We start from the raw sequence: 18830 nt of genomic DNA, 5'->3' as shown, positions 1-18830 counted from the left end.
TGTCAGCTCCGATCCATGTGGGCGGTGTCGAAGGCGGCGGGCAAGAGGTCGGCAATCGTCAGCACCGCTTCCTTGCCGTCCACCGTGCCCATGGTGACCTTCACCTCGCCCTTGCCGAATTCCTTCAGCTTCTGGCGGCAGCCGCCGCAGGGCGGGATCGGCGCCGGGCAGTCGGCGACCACGTAGGCCTCGGTCAGCTCGGTCTCGCCGGCTGCGACCATCGCCGCAATGGCGCCAGCCTCGGCGCAGGTGCCTTCGGGATAAGCCACGTTTTCCACGTTGCAGCCCACGTAGATGCGGCCCGAGGCGGCGCGGATGGCGGCGCCGACCTTGAAGTTGGAATAGGGTGCGTGGGCGTTGTCCCGCACGGCGAGAGCGGCGTTCTTCAGGCTCATGACGATTCCCTGGCTGCTTTATCATTCGGACAAGATGCCGCAGGATAGCGGAAACCCGAGGGGGAGCGGAAGCCCCTGCCCCGGGGAATTGCCGCTGCGGCACCCTTCCGCGGGAAGCCGCCGGCGGCGGGCTGCCGCAGCCCCTCCGCGGTTTTCTCTGTTCCCCCGCCGCGGGAATTGGTTTAATGCTAAACTAAATTGTTTCAGGAGCGCCAAATGTCCGATTCACAGAACCTGCGCCAGGCGGCCTTGCACTATCACGAGTATCCGCAGCCCGGGAAACTGGAGATCCGCGCCACCAAACCGATGGCCAACGGCCGCGACCTGGCGCGCGCCTATTCGCCCGGTGTTGCGGAAGCCTGCACCGAAATACAGGCCGACGCCGCCAATGCAGCCCGCTATACCTCCCGCGGGAACCTGGTGGCGGTGGTGTCCAACGGCTCGGCCGTGCTGGGGCTTGGCAACATCGGCGCACTGGCCTCCAAGCCGGTGATGGAAGGCAAGGCGGTCCTGTTCAAAAACTTCGCGGGCATCGACTGTTTCGACATCGAGGTGAACGAGAGCGACCCGGAAAAGCTCGCCGATATTGTCTGCGCGCTGGAGCCGACCTTCGGGGCCATCAACCTTGAAGACATCAAGGCGCCGGATTGCTTCGTGGTCGAAAAGCTGTGCCGCGAGCGGATGAACATCCCGGTTTTCCACGACGACCAGCACGGCACCGCCATCGTGGTGGGGGCGGCGGCTAAGAACGCGCTGCATGTGGCCGGAAAGAAGTTCGAGGACATCAAGATCGTTTCCACCGGCGGCGGGGCGGCCGGGATTGCCTGCCTCAACATGCTGGTAAAGCTTGGGGTGAAGCGCGAAAACATCTGGCTCTGCGACATCCACGGGCTGGTCTATGAGGGCCGCACCGAGGACATGAACCCGCAGAAGGCGGCTTTTGCCCAGGCTTCGGACAAGCGCACTCTGGGTGAGGTGATCGAGGGGGCGGATCTGTTCCTTGGCCTCTCCGGCCCCAATGTGCTGAAGCCGGAGCTGGTCGGCCAGATGGCGGCGCGGCCGATCATCTTTGCGCTGGCCAACCCGAACCCCGAAATCATGCCGGACCTCGCCCGCAACGTGGCGCCGGATGCGATCATCGCGACCGGGCGCAGCGATTTTCCCAACCAGGTCAACAACGTCCTGTGCTTCCCCTTCATCTTCCGCGGCGCGCTGGATGTGGGCGCAACCGAGATCAACGACGCGATGCAGATCGCCTGTGTGGACGGTATCGCGGACCTTGCCCGCGCCACCACCTCGGCCGAGGCCGCGGCGGCCTATCAGGGCGAAGAGATGAACTTCGGCCCCGACTACCTGATCCCCAAGCCGTTCGACCCGCGGCTGGTGGCGGTGGTTTCCTCCTCGGTTGCGAAGGCTGCGATGGACAGCGGCGTGGCGACGCGGCCGATCCCGGACCTTGACGCCTACAAGCAGAAACTGAACCAGACCGTGTTCAAATCGGCGCTCCTGATGCGGCCGGTGTTTCAGGCCGCCCGCGCTGCCGCCCGCCGCATTGTGTTCACTGAGGGCGAGGACGAGCGGGTGTTGCGCGCCGCCCAGGCGGTGCTGGAGGAGACCACGGAAACGCCGATCCTGATCGGCCGTCCCGAGGTGATTGAGACGCGCTGCGAACGGCTGGGGCTGGACATCCGCCCGGGCCGCGATTTCCAGCTGGTGAACCCGGAAAACGACCCCCGCTACTACGACTATTGGAACAGCTATCACCAGCTGATGCAGCGCCAGGGCGTGACGCCGGATCTGGCCAAGGCGATCATGCGCACCAATACCACCGCGATCGGCGCCATCATGGTGCAGCGCGGCGAGGCCGACAGCATGATTTGCGGCACGTTTGGCGAATACCGCTGGCATCTGAATTATGTCGAGCAGGTGCTGGGCGGCGGCACCTATACGCCGCATGGCGCGCTGTCGATGATGATCCTGAAGGACGGGCCGCTGTTCATCGCCGACACCCATGTGCATGTGGAGCCGACACCGGAGCAGATCGCGCAGACCGTTGAGGGAGCTGCCCGCCACGTGCGCCGCTTCGGACTGGAGCCGAAAATCGCCCTGTGCTCGCAATCGCAATTCGGCACCATCAACTGCGACACCGGCGCGCGGCTGCGCGCCGCTATCGGGATTCTCGACGGCAAGCACTGCGATTTCGTCTATGAGGGCGAGATGAACATCGACACCGCGCTCGACCCCGAGCTGCGGGCGCGGATCTTCCCGAACTCGCGGCTGGAGGATGCCGCCAACGTGCTGATCTTTGCCCATGCCGATGCGGCGTCGGGCGTGCGCAACATCCTGAAGATGCGCGCCGACGGGCTGGAAGTGGGGCCGATCCTGATGGGCATGGGCAACCGCGCCCATATCGTCTCCCCCGCGATCACCCCCCGCGGGCTTCTGAACATGGCCGCCATTGCCGGCACCCCGGTAGCGCACTACGGTTAAGTCCGGGCGGCCGCGCCTTAGCTGGCCGCCCCCGGCGATTGCGGGACGGCCAGCAGGGAGGCGGGCATGAGGGGGCATTGCAACTGCGGCGAGGTGTTTTGGGACAGCGGGGCCGAGGTTGCCTGGAGCTGCTATTGCCATTGCGCCGACTGCCGCCGCGCCTGCGCGGCGCCGGTCACCGCCTTTATCGGCCTGCCGCATGAGGCGGTGAAATGGGGCGGCGCCGAGCCCCGCATCTACCGCTCCTCCGAAGGGGTGGAGCGGCTGTTCTGCGGCACTTGCGGCACCCAGATGGCCTACCGCAATGCCCGCGACACGGTGAATATCCACCTCTATACCGCGACGCTGGAAGACCCGGAGGCGGTGCCGCCGCGCTTCCACGTCTTCCACGCCGAGCACTTGCCCTGGCTGCATCTAAAGGACACGCTGCCCCGCTACGCCAAGACCGCCGGCTGACGGGGTGATTCCCTGCGGCCAGCCCCTGCCCCGCGCGGGGAAGCAGGCGCGGTTGGCTGCGCAATATCCTGACTTTGCAAAGGCGGCGGCGCTTTCCGGAATATTCTCCCGCAAAGCCGGCTTTGCAAAGCCGGTCTGGTGCAGGGTTGTAAATCCTGTAAATCCCGGCGCGAAAGCGCCCCCTGCCCTGTAATTTTCTTCACCGATCTGGTCCGCGCGCGTGGCAAAACTTGCCCGGCGGCAGCGTTCTCGCCTAGGCATTTGGCAGGAGGAGAATGACACATGGCATATCAGGATATCTACGCCCGCTGGCAACAGGACCCGGAAGGCTTCTGGATGGAGGCGGCCGGCGCGATCAGCTGGGACCGCGCGCCCTCGAAAGCGTTCTTCGATAAGGGCGACGGGCTCTCCGAGTGGTTCTCCGAGGCGCGCGTCAACACCTGCTACAACGCGGTGGACCGGCATGTGGAGGCAGGCCACGGCGCGCGCGCCGCGATCATCCATGACAGCCCGGTGACCGGCAGGAAGCAGGTGATCTCCTACGGCGAGCTGAAGGACCGGGTGGCCAGGCTGGCCGGCGCCCTGCGCGCCAAGGGGGTGGAGAAAGGCGACCGCGTAATCATCTACATGCCGATGGTGCCCGAGGCGCTGGAGGCGATGCTGGCCTGTGCCCGGCTTGGCGCGGTGCATTCGGTGGTGTTTGGCGGCTTTGCCGCAAACGAGCTGGCGGTGCGCATCGACGATGCCACCCCCAAGGCGATCATCGCCGCCTCCTGCGGCATCGAGCCGGGGCGCACCGTAAAGTACAAGCCACTGCTGGACGGGGCGATCGAACAGGCGGCGCACGAGCCCGATTTCTGCGTGATCCTCCAGCGCGAGCAGGAGGTGGCGGAGCTGAGCGAGGGGCGCGATGTCGACTGGCACCGCTTCCAGGACGGGGTAGAGCCCGCGGACTGCGTGCCCGTCGAGGGCAACCACCCCTCCTATATCCTCTATACCTCCGGCACCACCGGCGCGCCCAAGGGGGTGATCCGCCACACCGCGGGACAGCTGGTGGCGCTCAATTGGACAATGAAGAACATCTACAACGTCGATCCGGGCGATGTGTTCTGGGCCGCCTCGGACGTGGGCTGGGTCGTGGGCCACAGTTACATCTGCTACGGGCCGCTGATCCACGGCAACACCACCATCGTGTTCGAGGGCAAGCCCGTGGGCACGCCCGATGCGGGCACCTTCTGGCGGGTGATCTCGGAGCACAAGGTGAAGAGCTTCTTCACCGCCCCCACCGCCTTCCGCGCGGTGAAGCGGGAGGACCCGAAAGGAGAGTTCGTCCAGAAGTATGACCTGAGCTGTCTGCAGCAGGTTTACCTGGCTGGCGAGCGCGCCGATCCCGACACCATCGCTTGGGCCGAGGAGCAGCTCAAAGTGCCGGTGATCGACCACTGGTGGCAGACTGAGACCGGCTGGGCAATTGCCGCCAACCCCCTCGGGATTGAGGCCCTGCCGGTGAAGCGCGGCTCGCCCGCGGTGGCAATGCCGGGCTATGAGGTCGATATCCTCGACGAGGGCGGCAACCCGGTTGCGCCCGGCCAGCTGGGCGCGATCGCGGTGAAGCTGCCGCTGCCGCCGGGCACCCTGCCGACTCTGTGGAACGCGGAGGAGCGCTACCGGAAGAGCTACCTCACCACCTTCCCCGGCTATTACGAAACCGGCGATGCGGGGATGAAGGACGAAGACGGTTATCTCTATATCATGGCGCGCACCGATGACGTGATCAACGTGGCGGGGCACCGGCTGTCCACCGGCGCCATGGAGGAGGTGCTGGCCAGCCACCCGGACGTGGCCGAATGCGCGGTGATCGGCGCTGCGGATGCGCTGAAGGGGCAGATGCCGGTCGGCTTCCTCTGTCTCAACGCAGGCTGCAGCCGCGCGCCCGCCGAGGTGGTGGAGGAAGTGGTAAAGCTGGTGCGCGGCAAGATCGGCCCGGTGGCTGCCTTCAAGCGCGCCGCGGTGGTGGAGCGGCTGCCGAAGACCCGCTCGGGCAAGATCCTGCGCGGCACCATGGTGAACATCGCCGATGGAACGGCTTGGAAGATGCCTGCCACGATCGACGATCCGGCAATCCTGGACGAAATCAAGGCGGCGCTGCAGGGTCTCGGCTACGCCAAGTAGCGCCTCCGGTTCCCGGCGCGGAAATCCGGTGCGCTGCCGTCCGGTTTTGCTTGCAAGTCTCCCCTGCCCGCCTAACCTGCGGCGGGGGAGGCCATTCATGACACAAACCGACATCTGGCGGCTGAGCGCAGCGGAGCTGTCGCGGCGCACCCGCGCGGGCGACGTGAGCGCGGAAGCCGCGGTGCAGGCCTCGCTCACCCGCATGGAAACGGTGAACCCGGGCCTCAACGCGGTGGTCGAGGATCTGGGCGCCGAGGCACTGGAGCGCGCGCGGATGCTGGACAAGGCACGCGCGGGCGGCGCGGAACCCGGGCCGCTGCACGGGGTTCCGGTGACCATAAAGATCAACGTGGACCAGGCGGGCCATGCCACCTCGAACGGGGTGGCGGCCTTGAAGGACCTGATCGCGCCCGCCGATGCGCCGGTGGTGGCCAACCTGCAAAAGGCGGGCGCGGTGGTGATCGGGCGGACCAATACGCCCGAGTTCTCTTTCCGCGCCGATACCGACAACCCGCTGTTCGGGCGCACCCATAACCCCTGGGGAAATCATGTCTCGGCCGGCGGCTCCTCGGGCGGCGCAGGGGCTGCGGTAATGGCGGGGATCGGGGCGCTGGCGCATGGCAATGACATCGGCGGCAGTTTGCGCTTCCCGGCCGCCGCCAACGGAGCCGTCACCGTGAAGCCGGGGCTTGGCCGGGTGCCTGCCTGGAACCCCAGCCAGACCGCCGAGCGCGGGCTGCTGGCGCAGCTGATGTCGGTGCAGGGGCTGCTGGTGCGCGCCACTGAGGACCTGCACCTGGCGATGCCCAGCCTGATCGCACCCGATCCGCGCGATCCCTTTCACGTGCCCCTGCCCTGGCGCGGCGCGGCTCTGGACGGTCCGGTGAAGGTCGCTTTCACCCGCAACACCTTCGGCTATGACCTGCACCCCGAGGTGGAGGCGGCGCTGCTGTTTGCCCGCGATGCGCTGAGCGATGCGGGCTGCGTGGTCGCGGAGGTGGAGCCGCCCAATGTGTTTGAGGCCGGGCGTGCGGGCTACCGCGCGCTGATGGGAGAGGTGTTTGCGCTGATGAAGGCGGACGTGGAGGCTGCGGGCTCGCAGACCGTGCGCGATATCTTTGCCGTCTATTTCGAGGAATTTCCGCCGTTTTCGGGGGAGGAGCTGCTGCGGATGATGGCGCAGCGCAGCCATTACGCGCGGCAGTGGTCGCTGTTCATGGAGGAGTACCCGCTGGTGTTGTCGCCCTTCCTGCCGCAGCCCTTCTTCCGGCCCGGCCGCGACACCGAAGGCCCCGAGGGCGTGCAGGAGGTGCTGGGCAGCGCGGTCTATTCCTATGCGATGAACTTCATGGGCCTGCCCGCGGCCTCGGTCCCGGCGCGGCTGGCGGAATTGCCTGCGGGGCCGCAGCCCATAAATGTGCAGATCACGGCGCGGCGCTGGCGGGAGGATCTGGCAGTGGAGGCCTGCGCCGCCATCGAAGCGCGGGCCGGCCGGATGTGCGAGGCCCTTTGGGAGCGGATGGGGTAGCCGGCGGAGTGGCCGGTGTGGCCGGGCAGCGGAGCGAACGGATTGGCCCGCCAGCGCAGCGGACCGGGCCGAATTTCAGGCGCACAGGTGCGATGCGGGAAAGATCAGGGAGCGGCCATCGGCGGCGGCGCAATAGCCGCCGGATCAGCGCCCGGCTCTGAGCTTGCCTTTGGCGTTCGAGGTCTCCACATCGTTCCAGGTCTCCACATCCAGGTCATCAGACCCGGGTCAACACGTCCTGGCCATCACGCCCGGATCAGGACGCCCGGATTATCACGCCCGGAAAAAGACGCTGGAGGGGGGCAAATCAAACATGCTCACAAGCCGCCGGGGGCGCGGCTTGAACCGCCCCCGGGGCCTTCCAAAAAAAGGATACTCGTCACAGGCACACCGTGCGCGGCGCGCCGCCTTCACATCTACAGATTCTTCGCAGGGACATGCGGTCTGACTGACGACCCGTCCTGCCGCCTGCGTTACACTTGCACTTGCCTTGCCCGGCCATTCATCAGAACCAGCCAGTCCAGCGCGGCTATTGCCGTTTTCCGCAGCTTCTGCCGAAGGCACCGGTACCCGACGTCAACTCGTCAACACGCCCTCTTTCAAACATCCGAGGGCAAACTTCAGCGGCTTACCGGGGGCAAAGCATCAAACCCTCTGCCCGTACGAAAAGCATCGCATGGATTCCCTACCTGAACCTTCACAAAAGCGTGAAACCAGCATTAACGGCCGCAATGCTCCCGCAAATAATTCCGCGGCCCGCTCAGGTGAACTGTTCGGAGATCAGCCGCTCTTCCAACCCGTGGCCCGGATCGAAAAGGATCTTGTGGCGGACTCGCGGCTCCGTCTGGATCTCGACCCAGTCGATATCGGCGACCGACATCGAATCCGCGTCCGCCATCACCGGGCGTTTTTCAGGCTCCAGCACGTCGAAGCGCACCCTGGCGTTGCTGGGCAGCAGCGCGCCGCGCCAGCGCCGGGGGCGGAAGGCGGCAATTGCAGTGAGCGCCAGCACGTCCGAGCCGATCGGCAGGATCGGCCCATGCGCCGAGTAATTATAGGCGGTGGAACCCGCGGGCGTGGACACCAGCGCCCCGTCGCAGACCAGCTCTGCCAGCCGCTGCCGCCCGTCGACCGAGATCTTCAGCCGCGCCGCCTGCGGCCCGGCCCTGAGCAGCGAGACCTCGTTGATCGCCAGCGCCCGGTGGGTTTCACCGCTGCGATCCATCGCGGTCATCGACAGCGGGTTGATGATCTCCTGCTCGGCGTCCTCCAGCCGCTCGATCAGCCCGTCCTCGCGGTAGGTGTTCATCAGGAAGCCGACGGTGCCGCAGTTCATGCCGTAGACCGGTGCGGGGTGGTCGACCATGGAATGCAGCGTGCGCAGCATGAAACCGTCGCCGCCAAGCGCCACGATCACATCCGCCTCCTGCGGCGCCACGTGGCCGTAGCGGCGGCTGAGCGCGGCCAGGGCCGCCTGGGCGACATCGGTGCGGCCGGCCAGAAAAGCGATTCTCAGAGACATGCGATCTGTTTCCGGTGGTGGTCAGCTGGTTCCGAAACAAGCACAGCTTTTCCCCAAAGGCCAGACTTGCCGTTCTCCCAAGCGCATATGTCGCTTTACAGGCTTTCGAAGGGGCGGTGTTTCCGATAGGAAATCCCTCGACACTGTTCCTCTACTGACATGGAGCCATCATGACTGAAGCGACCCGCGACCCCGGCTTTTTCACCCAGCCGCTTTCCGAACGCGACCCGGAGCTGTTCGGCGCGATCACCGATGAACTGGGCCGCCAGCGCGACGAGATCGAGCTGATTGCCTCCGAGAACATCGTCTCCGCCGCGGTAATGGAGGCTCAAGGCACGGTTCTGACCAACAAATACGCCGAGGGCTACCCCGGGCGGCGCTATTATGGCGGCTGCCAGTATGTCGATGTGGCGGAAGACCTGGCCATCGACCGCGCCAAGCAGCTGTTCAACTGCGAATTCGTGAACGTGCAGCCGAACTCCGGCAGCCAGGCCAACCAGGGCGTGTTCCAGGCGCTGATCAAGCCGGGCGACACCATCCTGGGCATGGATCTGGCCTCGGGCGGGCACCTGACCCACGGTGCCAGGCCGAACCAGTCGGGCAAGTGGTTCAATGCGGTGCACTACGGCGTGCGCCAGGACGACAACCTGATCGACTATGACCAGGTCGAAGCGCTGGCGAAGGAGCACCAGCCCAAGCTGATCATCGCCGGCGGCTCGGCCGTGCCGCGGGTGATCGACTTTGCCCGCTTCCGCGAGATCGCCGACATGGTGGGCGCCTACCTGCACGTGGACATGGCGCATTTTGCAGGCCTCGTGGCGGCCGGCGAGCATCCCTCGCCCTTCCCGCATGCGCATGTGGCCACCACCACCACCCACAAGACCCTGCGCGGGCCGCGCGGCGGCATGATCCTCACCAACGACGCGGATATCGCCAAGAAGGTGAACTCGGCGATTTTCCCGGGCATTCAGGGCGGTCCCCTGATGCATGTGATCGCGGCCAAGGCGGTGGCGTTCGGAGAGGCGCTGCGCCCGGAGTTCAAGGCCTATCAGAAGCAGGTCAAGGCCAATGCGGTGGCGCTGGCGGATCAGCTGATCAAGGGCGGGCTCGACATCGTGACCGGCGGCACCGACACCCATGTGATGCTGGTGGACCTGCGCCCCAAGGGCGTGACCGGCAATATCGTCGACAAAGCGCTGGGGCGGGCCCATATCACCACCAACAAGAACGGCATCCCCTTTGACCCGGAAAAGCCGACGGTGACTTCGGGCATCCGGTTGGGTACTCCGGCAGGCACCACCCGCGGCTTCAAGGAAGAAGAGTTCCGCGAGATCGCCGATCTGATCGTCGAGGTGGTCGACGGGCTGGCCGCGAACGGTGAAGACGGCAATGGCGCGGTGGAGGCCGCGGTGCGCGAGAAAGTCGCCGCGCTCTGCGCCCGCTTCCCGCTCTACCCGAACCTGTAAGCGCCAGCTCTGCGGAGCAGTTCCAGCCGCCGCGGCCCGCCAGCCGCGGCGGTTTTCCATCTTGCAGCGGCGCCCTCCCGCGCCCCGCCGGGGCATCGAAGATGCACCGGCACGGGCCTTGGGCCCGGCCGCGCGGGCCTCACGGCCCGCGCGGCTTGCGCCGCGCCTGGCGCGGCGCCCGGCCCAACGCTTTGACACCCGCCTCCGGCGGACGGCAAAGGGACGGGAGGGCGCCGGTATTTTTGGGGTGCCCGTTTACACGGCTCTTCAAGGCGCACGGAACGCAGCCGCATCAAACCCATTTCAAGCCCCTTCCCCCAAATCATCCCCGGCGCGGGACAGGGCCCAAAGGCCGCCGCGCATCGCCCGCGCCCCCGCGGGGCGGCGGCTGGGTGAGGCAAAGCGGTCCCTCGCGGCTGCATACGGACTTGGCTGGGAAAAACGGCCTGTCATTCCCCGTTGGACCGCCCGCGCGCGCCGGCGAGGCGCGGCTTGGTGGGCGGGGGCCATGGCGGATTATCCCCGCGGCAATCCCGCACATGCGCGATTGATCATTGGAGGGGCCGGAGCCGCTCAGACAAACCCGCGCCAGCGCAGCACGATCACCAGGAGCGTAAAAACCGCGAGCAGCGAGAAGGCCATGCTGCCAAGGATGCTGAGCAGCAGCGTCTTGCGGCGGCCGGCGAGGTCGATCTGCCGCAGATGCGCTTTCACCTCCTCTGCCGCGGCGCGCAAGGGTTTTTCCTCGACCGTCAGCCGCAGCCGCGGATGTTCCAGGAGCGGCAGCGCCCGGGCGAGCTGCATGCCCTGCCGGTAGATGCGCCGCGGCAGGCGGCGGCGGGCGCGGGTCAGGGCGGCGGCAAGATCGCCCGTGGCATGTTCGCGCTGTTTCAGCAGCTGGCGGATGTCTGCGATCTCCTGTTCCAGGCTGGCGGCCATGGCGGCTCTCTCCTCGAAGGTGGCGGCTTGCGTCAGATTAGCCCTGATGAGCGGGCGGCTCAATCCGGCGCGATCGGGGCTGGCAAGGCGCTGCCTGCGCGGCTATCACTGCATCATGCTGAACACCATCACACATGGCTCCGCCACGGAGCAGCCGCCGCTTCTGATCGCGCACGGGCTTTACGGCTCGGCCCGCAACTGGGGTGTGATCGCCAAGCGCCTTTCGGACCAGCGCCAGGTGGTGGCGGTCGACATGCGCAACCACGGCCACAGCCCCTGGGACGATAGCCACAGCTACCCTGACCTGGCCGCTGACCTGGCCGGGGTGATCGCGGAACATGGCGGGGAGATGGATGTGATCGGCCATTCGATGGGCGGCAAGGCGGCGATGATGCTGGCCTTGCAGCACCCGGGGGCCGTGCGGCGGCTGCTGGTCGCCGATATCGCGCCGGTCGCCTATGGCCACAGCCAAATCCAGTATATCGAGGCAATGCGGCGGGTCGATCTCTCCACCCTGGAGCGGCGGCCCGAGGCCGAGGCGCAGCTTGCCGCGGCCGGGGTGGAGCCTCAGCTGCAGAGCTTTTTCACCCAGTCGCTGGACGTGCCGAACCGGCGCTGGCGGCTCAATCTCGATGCGCTGGCGGACCAGATGCCGAACATCATGTCCTTCCCCGATACAGACACCGTCTGGGAAGGCGATACGCTGTTCCTGTCGGGCGCCAACTCGGATTATGTGCTGCCGGAACACCGCGGCCGCATCCGCGATCTGTTTCCCAACGCGCGTTTTGCCAAGCTGCCGGGTGCCGGCCATTGGCTGCATGCCGAGAAGCCGCGCGAGTTCGAAGCGGCGGCGCGGGTGTTCCTGAACGCCTGACGCCCGGCCCCTAGGGACGCGCCCCACCCTCGCCGGCTGGCAGTTCAGGCGCCGCGGGCGTAAAGCGCGCGGGCGACCAGCCAGGCCACCGGCAGGCCCAGCGCCGCGCCCGCTGCTGCGGCCGCCAAAATCGCCGGGACGGTGGCGAGCCCCGCCACCAGCACCGCAATCACCCCGGCACCGGCCAGGCTGGTTCCGATCAGCGAATAGAGAAGAGAGGCAAGGCGCAGCATCGGGGTCTCCTTTGATCTGCTGTAACTGTCTGCATCTCTCTTAGCCGTCCCGCCGCACGCCCACGTTGATCAGGATCAGATTGCGCGGGCCAATTCCACCCGCACCGCGGTCCTCACCGGGTATACATCTGCTTCTTGAAGGCCCGGGTGCGCTTGGTCGCTGCCGCGCTGCCGTCGTGGTAGGTGCCGAACCACTTGTCGAAGGGGATCTCCGAGGTGCCGTAGTTGCACTCGAAATAGCGGTGGTGCAGCTGGTGGAAGAAATCCCCGGCCTTCGCCGCCTCCCGCTCCCCCGCGATCACCCGCTCGAAACCGGAGTGCGACAGCACCGGGCTCACCTGCTGGAACATGGCGTGGAACAGCAGGTGCAGCGGGTGCGAGGGCAGCACCAGATGGATGAAATAAGTGGTGAAGTAGAGCAGGTTTTCGAACCAGTGGTTCGAAATGCCGGACCAGGGCCCGGTGTTGACGTTGCGGTGATGCACCGCGTGCACATGGCGGTAGAGCCGCGGGTAATGCTCCAGCCGGTGCACCCAGTAGAAATGCAGCCCCGACCACATCGGGATCAGCATGAGCCACAGAACCGCCCAGACCGGCGCCTCGGCAAAGCTGATGACGGGCGCCCAGCCGTTCGCCATGATCCAGAAGATGCCCCATTGGTAGACGGTCGCCACGGTGATGGCGCTGCCCAGGGTCCACCATATGTTGTCGAGCACCTGGCTGCGGAAGGTGAAACTGCCGTTGCCGCGGGAAAGGTCGCGGGCGTCAAACTTCTTCCGCGTCCCCTGCCCCTTCCGGATGTAGAGCCACCAATGCAGCCCGCCCGCCACCAGGATCTGCGGCACGAGATTCATCAGCCAGATGCGCATCATCCAGCCGGGGCGGAAGCTGGCCATCTCCGCCAAGGGCGGCAGCAGCCAGAGATAGAGCGCCACAGCCAGCAGAAAGGTTACCGTGAGCGCTGTGATTTCCATCCAGGCGCCGCGGTACCAGGCCAGAACCGCCCGGGGGCGCGGCGGCCAGTGGAATAACGGGTTGAGCGGCACCGGGCCCTCAGGGCGGTAGTTCCAGCGCTGGCTTTCGGAATCCGAAGCACTGGCGGTCACTGTCTCGGTCATCGGGGTCATTCCGGGCGCGGTCATGGGTGTACCTCCGGGCTGGGGGCGTCAGGGATCAGGTTGCGTAATTGGAGCGCTCATCGTCGAGGATGGCTTTCAGCTCGGCCAGGTGGCGTTCGGCCTGGCTGGGGTAGTCTTCCAGTTCGCGGGCGGTTTTCTCGGCGGTCTCATCGCTCAGCACCCGCAGCGTCCGGCCGGTTTGCAGGGCGCGGATATAGGTCTCCGCCGCGCGCTCGAAATAGTAGAGGCGGTTGAAGGTGTCGGCGACGTCCGCGCCGATGACCAGCACGCCGTGGTTGCCCATAATCATCACCTTCTTCTTGGGGTCGGAGAGCAGCGCGGCGCAGCGTTCGCCCTCGGCCTCAAAAGCGAGCCCGCCATAGCCTTCGTCCACCACATGGCGGTTGAAGAAGGCCGCCGTGTTCTGGTCGATCGGCAGCAGGGTGCTGTCGGCGAGGCAGGCCAGCACGGTCGCGTGGATCGAATGCACATGCATCACGCAGCGCGCATGCGGACAGAGCCGGTGCAGCGCGCCATGCAGCCCCCAGGCGGTGGGATCGGGGGCATCGGGGCGATCCATCGTCCTTGCGTCGTTGGCATCGAGCAGCAAGAGGTCCGAGGCCTTCAGGCGGGCAAAATGCACCTGGTTGGGGTTCATCAGGAAGCGGCTGCCGTCGTCACTCACCGCGAGGCTGAAGTGGTTGGCGACCCCTTCGTGCATGTTCAGCCGCGCGGTCCAGCGGAAAGCGGCGGCCATGTCGGTGCGTGCGGCCCAATGGGTGAGGTTTTCCTGCAGCGCTTGCGTGTTCATCGGTATCTCCATCGCTGTTTTACCAGGGATGCCAGCGCGCCCGGGGGCTGACAAACGATGGATTCCGCGCTAATGCATCAGGAAATCTTATGCATGGATCATGCACCGATGTCCGCGCCCTCCCTGCCCCCGCTGACCTGGCTGCGCGCCTTCGAGGCGAGCGCCCGGCATCTGTCGTTCACCCGCGCCGCCGCCGAGCTGAACCTCACGCAGCCGGCGGTCAGCCAGCACGTGCGCAGCCTGGAGAATTTCCTCGGCCGCGAGCTGTTCCTGCGCAAGACCCGCGCGCTGGACCTGACCGAGGCGGGGGCGAACTACCTGCCGGTGGTGCGCGAGGCCTTCGACCTGATCGCGGCCGGAACCCGGGCCTTCACCGGCGGCGGCCAGGGGCGGCATCTGGTGTTGCAGTGCAACATGGCGTTTTCGGTGTTCTGGCTGGCACCCCGGCTGCCGCGGCTCTATGCGCGGTTTCCCTGGTTGGTGCTGAACATCGTAACACCGATCTGGGACCCGGAGCGCCATGCGGCAAACGCCGGGACCGAGATCCGCTTTGGCCGCCCGAACGACATGTCGGCCGCGGCGGTGCGGCTGACGCGGGACCGCTTCTACCCGGTCTGCGCGCCCGGCTACCAAGGCGGGCGGGTCGATTTCGCCTCGGCCACTTTGCTGGATTGTGCCGGCGTCACCGGGTCTTGGGGCGCGTGGTTCAAGTCGCAGGGCCTGGCGTTTGCGCGCGCTGAAGAAGTCAACCTCGGCTCCACCTACGTGATCGCGATGACCGCGGCGCTGCATGGCGCAGGCATCGCCATGTCGCATGACACGCTGGCGGCGGGCCTCTTGGAGAGTGGCCAGCTGGTGCGCGCGGGCGGACACTCGGCAGAACTGATAGAGAACTACTTCCTGCTGCCCCCGCCGAGCCATGCCAGCACCCCGGCCTCGCGCGCGTTTCTGGAGTGGCTGGGGGAAGAGCTGCCGCCGGTGTGACGGCCCAGCGCTTGCGCCCTTCCGGCCGCGGCCGGGCACTGCCCGCACCGCTGTCAAGACGCCTGCCGCATTTTCAAGAATTTCCTGAAAGACCCGCACAAAGTGCGCATTGCGCCCAACCCTTGCGCCCCCTCGCCCGCGCCGCTATATGCGCAGAACCGGTCGCAGCCTACCCGGTCATCAAAACAAGGGTTCGAAAATGAAAACTATCGTTATCTGCTCGGGCGGGCTCGATTCCGTGTCGCTCGCGCATATGGTGGCTGAGGAACAGCAGCTCACCCGTCTTGTCTCTTTCGACTATGGCCAGCGCCACCGCAAGGAGCTCGACTACGCCGCCGCCGCCGCCAAACGGCTGGGCGTGCCGCATGACATCATCGACATGCGCAATATCGGCGCCGCGCTCTCGGGCTCGGCGCTCACCGATGATATCGACGTGCCGGACGGCCACTACGAAGAAGAGACCATGAAGGTCACCGTGGTGCCGAACCGCAACGCCATCATGCTCGCCATTGCCTATGGCATCGCTGCCGCAAGTGGCGATGAGGCGGTGGCGACGGCGGTGCATGGCGGCGACCACTTCATCTATCCCGACTGCCGCCCGGCCTTCACCGAGGCCTTCGACGCGATGCAGCGGGCAGCACTCGACGGCTATGCGGACGTGCGGCTCTACACGCCGTTCGTGCACCGCTCCAAGGCGGATATCGTGACCGCGGGTGCCAGGCACAATACGCCCTTTGCCGAGACCTGGTCCTGCTACAAGGGCGGCGAAAAACACTGCGGCCGCTGCGGCACCTGCGTGGAACGGCGCGAGGCCTTCCATCTCGCAGGCGTCGACGATCCGACGGTCTACGCCGATCCCGATTTCTGGCAGAAGGCTGTTGCCGGAAAGGCGGGTGGCTGATGTTCCGGATCACCAAGGAGTTCCATTTCTCCGCCTCGCACCAGCTATCGCATCTGCCGCCGGAACACCAATGCGCGCGGCTGCACGGGCACAACTACGTGGTGGTGGTGGAGCTGGCGGCGCAAGCGCTGAACCGGGACGGCTTTGTGCGCGACTATCACGAGCTGAAGCCGCTCAAGGCCTATATCGATGAGTGTTTCGACCACCGGCATCTGAACGACGTGCTGGAGGGGCCCTCGACGGCCGAGAACATGGCGAAACACTTCTACGACTGGTGCCGCGCGCGCTGGCCCGAAGTGGCGGCAGTGAAGGTCTCGGAAACGCCGAAGACCTGGGCGGAATACCGGCCATGACCCTCCGCATCGCAGAAATTTTCGGCCCGACGATCCAGGGCGAAGGCGCGCTGATCGGGGAGCCCACGGTGTTCATCCGTGCGGGCGGGTGCGACTACCGCTGTTCCTGGTGCGACAGCATGCATGCGGTCGACAGCGCCTACCGCCACGATTGGGCCGCGATGGCGCCCGAAGACGTGATGGCTGAGGTGCGCCGCCTGTCGGGCGGCAAGCCGCTGACCGTGTCGATCTCGGGCGGCAACCCTGCGATCCAAGACTTCGGCCCGGTGATTGCGCTTGGCAAGGCCGAGGGCTACCGATTTGCCTGCGAAACCCAAGGGTCCGTCAGCAAGCCCTGGTTTGCGGATCTCGACACGCTGGTGCTGAGCCCCAAGCCTCCCACCAGCGGGGAAACGGTGGACTGGAAAGCCTTTGACCAGTGCCTGGAAGCCGCCAGGGGCTGCGGTCAGGCAGTGATGAAGATCGTGATCTTTGACGACAAGGATTATGCTTGGGCCAAGGCCGCCGCCGAACGCCACCCGGATCTGCCTCTGTACCTGCAGCCCGGCAACCCGGAGGTCGACCCGGAGCTGCCGGTTGACTTGCAGCAGGCCACCGACCGGCTGCTGTGGCTGATTGAAAAAGTGACCGGCGACGGCTGGTTTGCCCCCCGCGTCCTGCCCCAGCTGCATGTGCTGGTCTGGGGCAACAAACGCGGCGTCTGAAGATTAGGAACCCTGACATGTCCGACAGCATCTACAGCAACCTGAAACAGCTGGGCGGCGAGACCGTGCAGCCCGCCAGCCCCGAAGAGGCGGAACTGGAGCGGGTCGAGAACCCGCAAGCCGATGTGGCCTACAACGTGCGCTTCACCGCGCCCGAGTTCACCTCGCTCTGCCCGATGACCGGCCAGCCGGATTTCGCGCATCTGGTGATCGACTACGTGCCGGGCAAATGGCTGGTGGAGAGCAAATCGCTGAAGCTCTTCCTGACTTCCTTCCGAAACCACGGCGCCTTCCACGAGGATTGCACGGTGTCGATCGCCCGCCGCCTGGCAGAGTTCCTGGAGCCGCAGTGGCTGCGGATCGGCGGCTACTGGTACCCGCGCGGCGGCATCCCGATCGACGTGTTCTGGCAAACCGGCCCGCTGCCCGAGGGCGTCTGGATTCCGGACCAAGGTGTGCCCCCCTACCGCGGCCGCGGCTGACCGGAAAACGGTCCCGCGTGCTGGTTCCGGGTCTAAGATTTTCTGCCGGGTGGTACGGGCGGCGGGACTCGAACCCGCACGGCCTAGGGCCTAGGGATTTTAAGTCCCTTGTGTCTACCATTCCACCACGCCCGCACGCAGCTGGACTGCAAGCTAGGGTCTAGCGGCATGGGCCGCGGCGGACAATCTCTATTCAACCCGCGGGCGCGGATTTTCCCGCGCGGCGGGCGCTCAGAGCGATTGCCCGGGGTCCGGGGCCGTATCGGGCGCCAGCGGGCCGCCCGGGGCGGCGAGGCTGCGTTCGGGCAGCCAAGGGTTCAGCAAGAGCGCCGTGGCGAGTGCCGTGCGGGCTTCCTCCATCCGCGCGAGCCCGTAGAGCGACAGCGCCCGGCCGCTGAGTGCCGCCACATGGCGCGGCGACAGCGCCAGCGCGCGGTCGAGGTCCGCCAGCGCCGAGGCGAAATCGCGGCGCAGGTAATGCACGAAGGCGCGCTGGTTGTAGCCTTCGGCGTAGTCCGGGCAATAGGCGATCAGCGCGTCGAAATCCGCAAGCGCCCCCAGCAGGTCGAAGCCTGCGCGCCGGGTCATGCCCCGGTCGAGGATCTCCTGCGCCTGCGCGTCGGGCGCATCGGCCCAATACTGCCACATGCGGTTGGTGATCAGGCGCGCCTCCTGCTCGCCGGGCGCGGACTGCACCTCGGCGAGGAGCTGCTCCAGCGGTTGGGAGTGATCCGGCGCAGGCGGGCAGCCTGCCGAGGCTATGGCAGGCAGGACGGCAGCCAGCAGCAGGGCTGGCAGGCAGGGCGGGCGGGCAAGCGGACTGGACATGCCTATAATGCTGGCGCAGTTGCGGCCGGGATCAAGCTGGTGTCCGCCCTGCCCCGCGCGGCACCTTACAGCGGGCCGGGTGCTGCCTCCTCCTTCACCGCCTGCATCGCCACGTAGGTGGAGGTCGAGGAGACATGTGGCAGCGAGGAGATCTTCTCCCCCAGCACCGCGCGGTATTCGGTCATCGAGCGGGTGCGCACCTTCAGTAGGTAGTCGAAATGCGAGGCCAGCATATGCGCCTGCTCGATCTCCGGCACCCGGATCACCGCGGCGTTGAACTTCGCCAGCGCTGCCTCGCGGGTGTCGTCGAGCTTGACCTCGACAAAGGCGACGTGGTCGAGCCCCAGCCGGATCGGATCCACAAGGGCGCGGTAGCCGGTGATGATCCCGCCGGTTTCCAGCCGTTTCAGCCGGGTCTGGGTCGGGGATTTCGACAAGCCGATGCGGCGCGCGAGATCGGCGATGGAGATGCGGCCGTCCTCGGCCAGGACGTTCAGAATCGCCCGGTCGAACCGGTCCAGATCGGAGAAGTTCATTTGAGCTGCCATATCGCCTCACTTTCCTCAATCGTACC

The 18830-nt window shown here is 66.4% G+C and carries 19 protein-coding genes and 1 tRNA gene; 11 read left to right on the top strand and 9 right to left on the bottom strand.

Features of this window, described 5'->3' with window-relative positions; all coding sequences use genetic code 11:
- Positions 1-2 precede the first annotated feature (2 nt).
- Positions 3-395 carry a cytidine deaminase gene (locus ACOHX0_RS03725; protein WP_420675318.1) on the bottom strand — a complete coding sequence of 131 codons (393 nt, stop codon included), beginning with the start codon at positions 393-395 and terminating at the stop codon, positions 3-5.
- A 216-nt stretch (positions 396-611) separates the two neighbouring features.
- Here ACOHX0_RS03725 and ACOHX0_RS03720 point away from each other — a divergent pair, with 216 nt between their 5' ends.
- The 4 genes from ACOHX0_RS03720 (at position 612) to ACOHX0_RS03705 (ending at position 7041) form a co-directional block, all read left to right on the top strand.
- Positions 612-2885 (top strand): NADP-dependent malic enzyme, encoded by a 2274-nt coding sequence (locus ACOHX0_RS03720; protein WP_420675317.1) that lies wholly within the window; start codon positions 612-614, stop codon positions 2883-2885.
- Between the two features lie 66 nt (positions 2886-2951).
- The gene (locus ACOHX0_RS03715) at positions 2952-3341 is read left to right on the top strand and encodes a GFA family protein (protein ID WP_420675316.1); all 390 of its coding nucleotides are present in this window, start codon (positions 2952-2954) and stop codon (positions 3339-3341) included.
- 282 nt (positions 3342-3623) lie between these two features.
- Positions 3624-5513 (top strand): propionate-CoA ligase PrpE, encoded by a 1890-nt coding sequence (prpE, locus tag ACOHX0_RS03710; RefSeq protein ID WP_420675315.1) that lies wholly within the window; start codon positions 3624-3626, stop codon positions 5511-5513.
- Between the two features lie 97 nt (positions 5514-5610).
- Positions 5611-7041 carry an amidase family protein gene (locus tag ACOHX0_RS03705; RefSeq protein WP_420675314.1) on the top strand — a complete coding sequence of 477 codons (1431 nt, stop codon included), beginning with the start codon at positions 5611-5613 and terminating at the stop codon, positions 7039-7041.
- A 760-nt stretch (positions 7042-7801) separates the two neighbouring features.
- On the opposite strand, the gene ACOHX0_RS03700 is transcribed toward ACOHX0_RS03705, so the two are convergent.
- On the bottom strand, positions 7802-8563 hold the full coding sequence (locus tag ACOHX0_RS03700) for an NAD kinase (RefSeq protein WP_420675313.1): 762 nt from the start codon (positions 8561-8563) through the stop codon (positions 7802-7804).
- A gap of 170 nt (positions 8564-8733) precedes the next feature.
- Here ACOHX0_RS03700 and glyA point away from each other — a divergent pair, with 170 nt between their 5' ends.
- Positions 8734-10029: a serine hydroxymethyltransferase gene (glyA, locus tag ACOHX0_RS03695; protein ID WP_420675312.1), complete on the top strand. Its 1296-nt coding sequence runs from the start codon at positions 8734-8736 to the stop codon at positions 10027-10029.
- A gap of 573 nt (positions 10030-10602) precedes the next feature.
- Here the strand turns inward: glyA and ACOHX0_RS03690 are convergent.
- Positions 10603-10968 carry a hypothetical protein gene (locus ACOHX0_RS03690; RefSeq protein ID WP_420675311.1) on the bottom strand — a complete coding sequence of 122 codons (366 nt, stop codon included), beginning with the start codon at positions 10966-10968 and terminating at the stop codon, positions 10603-10605.
- Positions 10969-11083: 115 nt separating this feature from the next.
- Between ACOHX0_RS03690 and ACOHX0_RS03685 the strand changes: the two genes are divergently transcribed.
- Complete coding sequence (locus tag ACOHX0_RS03685; protein WP_420675508.1) at positions 11084-11842, top strand: alpha/beta fold hydrolase; 759 nt, start codon at positions 11084-11086, stop codon at positions 11840-11842.
- Positions 11843-11886: 44 nt separating this feature from the next.
- Here the strand turns inward: ACOHX0_RS03685 and ACOHX0_RS03680 are convergent, their stop codons facing one another.
- The 3 genes from ACOHX0_RS03680 to ACOHX0_RS03670 form a co-directional block, all read right to left on the bottom strand.
- Positions 11887-12075: a hypothetical protein gene (locus ACOHX0_RS03680; protein ID WP_420675310.1), complete on the bottom strand. Its 189-nt coding sequence runs from the start codon at positions 12073-12075 to the stop codon at positions 11887-11889.
- Between the two features lie 113 nt (positions 12076-12188).
- Positions 12189-13217 carry a sterol desaturase family protein gene (locus tag ACOHX0_RS03675; RefSeq protein WP_420675309.1) on the bottom strand — a complete coding sequence of 343 codons (1029 nt, stop codon included), beginning with the start codon at positions 13215-13217 and terminating at the stop codon, positions 12189-12191.
- Positions 13218-13248: 31 nt separating this feature from the next.
- The gene (locus tag ACOHX0_RS03670) at positions 13249-14004 is read right to left on the bottom strand and encodes a class II aldolase and adducin N-terminal domain-containing protein (RefSeq protein ID WP_420675308.1); all 756 of its coding nucleotides are present in this window, start codon (positions 14002-14004) and stop codon (positions 13249-13251) included.
- 93 nt (positions 14005-14097) lie between these two features.
- Between ACOHX0_RS03670 and ACOHX0_RS03665 the strand changes: the two genes are divergently transcribed.
- From ACOHX0_RS03665 to queF, 5 genes are all read left to right on the top strand, one after another.
- Complete coding sequence (locus ACOHX0_RS03665; protein WP_420675307.1) at positions 14098-14988, top strand: LysR family transcriptional regulator; 891 nt, start codon at positions 14098-14100, stop codon at positions 14986-14988.
- Between the two features lie 199 nt (positions 14989-15187).
- Positions 15188-15889 carry a 7-cyano-7-deazaguanine synthase QueC gene (gene queC, locus ACOHX0_RS03660; protein WP_420675306.1) on the top strand — a complete coding sequence of 234 codons (702 nt, stop codon included), beginning with the start codon at positions 15188-15190 and terminating at the stop codon, positions 15887-15889.
- Positions 15889-16242, top strand: coding sequence for a 6-carboxytetrahydropterin synthase QueD (queD, locus tag ACOHX0_RS03655; RefSeq protein ID WP_420675305.1), 354 nt, complete (start codon positions 15889-15891; stop codon positions 16240-16242). The genes queC and queD overlap by 1 nt, the downstream gene beginning before the upstream one ends.
- Complete coding sequence (gene queE, locus ACOHX0_RS03650; RefSeq protein ID WP_420675304.1) at positions 16239-16946, top strand: 7-carboxy-7-deazaguanine synthase QueE; 708 nt, start codon at positions 16239-16241, stop codon at positions 16944-16946. The genes queD and queE overlap by 4 nt, the downstream gene beginning before the upstream one ends.
- A gap of 17 nt (positions 16947-16963) precedes the next feature.
- Positions 16964-17428 carry a preQ(1) synthase gene (gene queF, locus ACOHX0_RS03645; RefSeq protein WP_420675303.1) on the top strand — a complete coding sequence of 155 codons (465 nt, stop codon included), beginning with the start codon at positions 16964-16966 and terminating at the stop codon, positions 17426-17428.
- A gap of 50 nt (positions 17429-17478) precedes the next feature.
- Here the strand turns inward: queF and ACOHX0_RS03640 are convergent.
- From ACOHX0_RS03640 to ACOHX0_RS03630, 3 genes are all read right to left on the bottom strand, one after another.
- A tRNA-Leu gene (locus tag ACOHX0_RS03640) sits at positions 17479-17563 on the bottom strand.
- A 96-nt stretch (positions 17564-17659) separates the two neighbouring features.
- Entirely contained in the window at positions 17660-18256 is a 597-nt protein-coding gene (locus ACOHX0_RS03635) for a tetratricopeptide repeat protein (RefSeq protein WP_420675302.1), read from the bottom strand.
- A gap of 65 nt (positions 18257-18321) precedes the next feature.
- Positions 18322-18792: an Lrp/AsnC family transcriptional regulator gene (locus ACOHX0_RS03630; RefSeq protein ID WP_420675507.1), complete on the bottom strand. Its 471-nt coding sequence runs from the start codon at positions 18790-18792 to the stop codon at positions 18322-18324.
- Between the last annotated feature and the right edge of the window lie 38 nt (positions 18793-18830).

The sequence above is a fragment of the Cribrihabitans pelagius genome, from assembly GCF_048820915.1.
Classification (GTDB): domain Bacteria; phylum Pseudomonadota; class Alphaproteobacteria; order Rhodobacterales; family Rhodobacteraceae; genus Cribrihabitans_A; species Cribrihabitans_A pelagius.
This window is presented reverse-complemented; position numbering and strand designations above follow the sequence as displayed.

Coding starts and splice junctions, on each gene's coding strand:
- queE (WP_420675304.1), top strand. CDS start 16,239: ATGACCCTCCGCATCGCAGAAATTTTCGGCCCGACGATCCAGGGCGAA.
- ACOHX0_RS03690 (WP_420675311.1), bottom strand. CDS start 10,968: ATGGCCGCCAGCCTGGAACAGGAGATCGCAGACATCCGCCAGCTGCTG.
- ACOHX0_RS03725 (WP_420675318.1), bottom strand. CDS start 395: ATGAGCCTGAAGAACGCCGCTCTCGCCGTGCGGGACAACGCCCACGCA.
- ACOHX0_RS03680 (WP_420675310.1), bottom strand. CDS start 12,075: ATGCTGCGCCTTGCCTCTCTTCTCTATTCGCTGATCGGAACCAGCCTG.
- ACOHX0_RS03670 (WP_420675308.1), bottom strand. CDS start 14,004: ATGAACACGCAAGCGCTGCAGGAAAACCTCACCCATTGGGCCGCACGC.
- ACOHX0_RS03630 (WP_420675507.1), bottom strand. CDS start 18,792: ATGAACTTCTCCGATCTGGACCGGTTCGACCGGGCGATTCTGAACGTC.
- ACOHX0_RS03700 (WP_420675313.1), bottom strand. CDS start 8,563: ATGTCTCTGAGAATCGCTTTTCTGGCCGGCCGCACCGATGTCGCCCAG.
- queF (WP_420675303.1), top strand. CDS start 16,964: ATGTCCGACAGCATCTACAGCAACCTGAAACAGCTGGGCGGCGAGACC.
- queC (WP_420675306.1), top strand. CDS start 15,188: ATGAAAACTATCGTTATCTGCTCGGGCGGGCTCGATTCCGTGTCGCTC.
- prpE (WP_420675315.1), top strand. CDS start 3,624: ATGGCATATCAGGATATCTACGCCCGCTGGCAACAGGACCCGGAAGGC.
- queD (WP_420675305.1), top strand. CDS start 15,889: ATGTTCCGGATCACCAAGGAGTTCCATTTCTCCGCCTCGCACCAGCTA.
- ACOHX0_RS03715 (WP_420675316.1), top strand. CDS start 2,952: ATGAGGGGGCATTGCAACTGCGGCGAGGTGTTTTGGGACAGCGGGGCC.
- ACOHX0_RS03665 (WP_420675307.1), top strand. CDS start 14,098: ATGGATCATGCACCGATGTCCGCGCCCTCCCTGCCCCCGCTGACCTGG.
- ACOHX0_RS03720 (WP_420675317.1), top strand. CDS start 612: ATGTCCGATTCACAGAACCTGCGCCAGGCGGCCTTGCACTATCACGAG.
- ACOHX0_RS03675 (WP_420675309.1), bottom strand. CDS start 13,217: ATGACCGCGCCCGGAATGACCCCGATGACCGAGACAGTGACCGCCAGT.
- glyA (WP_420675312.1), top strand. CDS start 8,734: ATGACTGAAGCGACCCGCGACCCCGGCTTTTTCACCCAGCCGCTTTCC.
- ACOHX0_RS03685 (WP_420675508.1), top strand. CDS start 11,084: ATGCTGAACACCATCACACATGGCTCCGCCACGGAGCAGCCGCCGCTT.
- ACOHX0_RS03635 (WP_420675302.1), bottom strand. CDS start 18,256: ATGTCCAGTCCGCTTGCCCGCCCGCCCTGCCTGCCAGCCCTGCTGCTG.
- ACOHX0_RS03705 (WP_420675314.1), top strand. CDS start 5,611: ATGACACAAACCGACATCTGGCGGCTGAGCGCAGCGGAGCTGTCGCGG.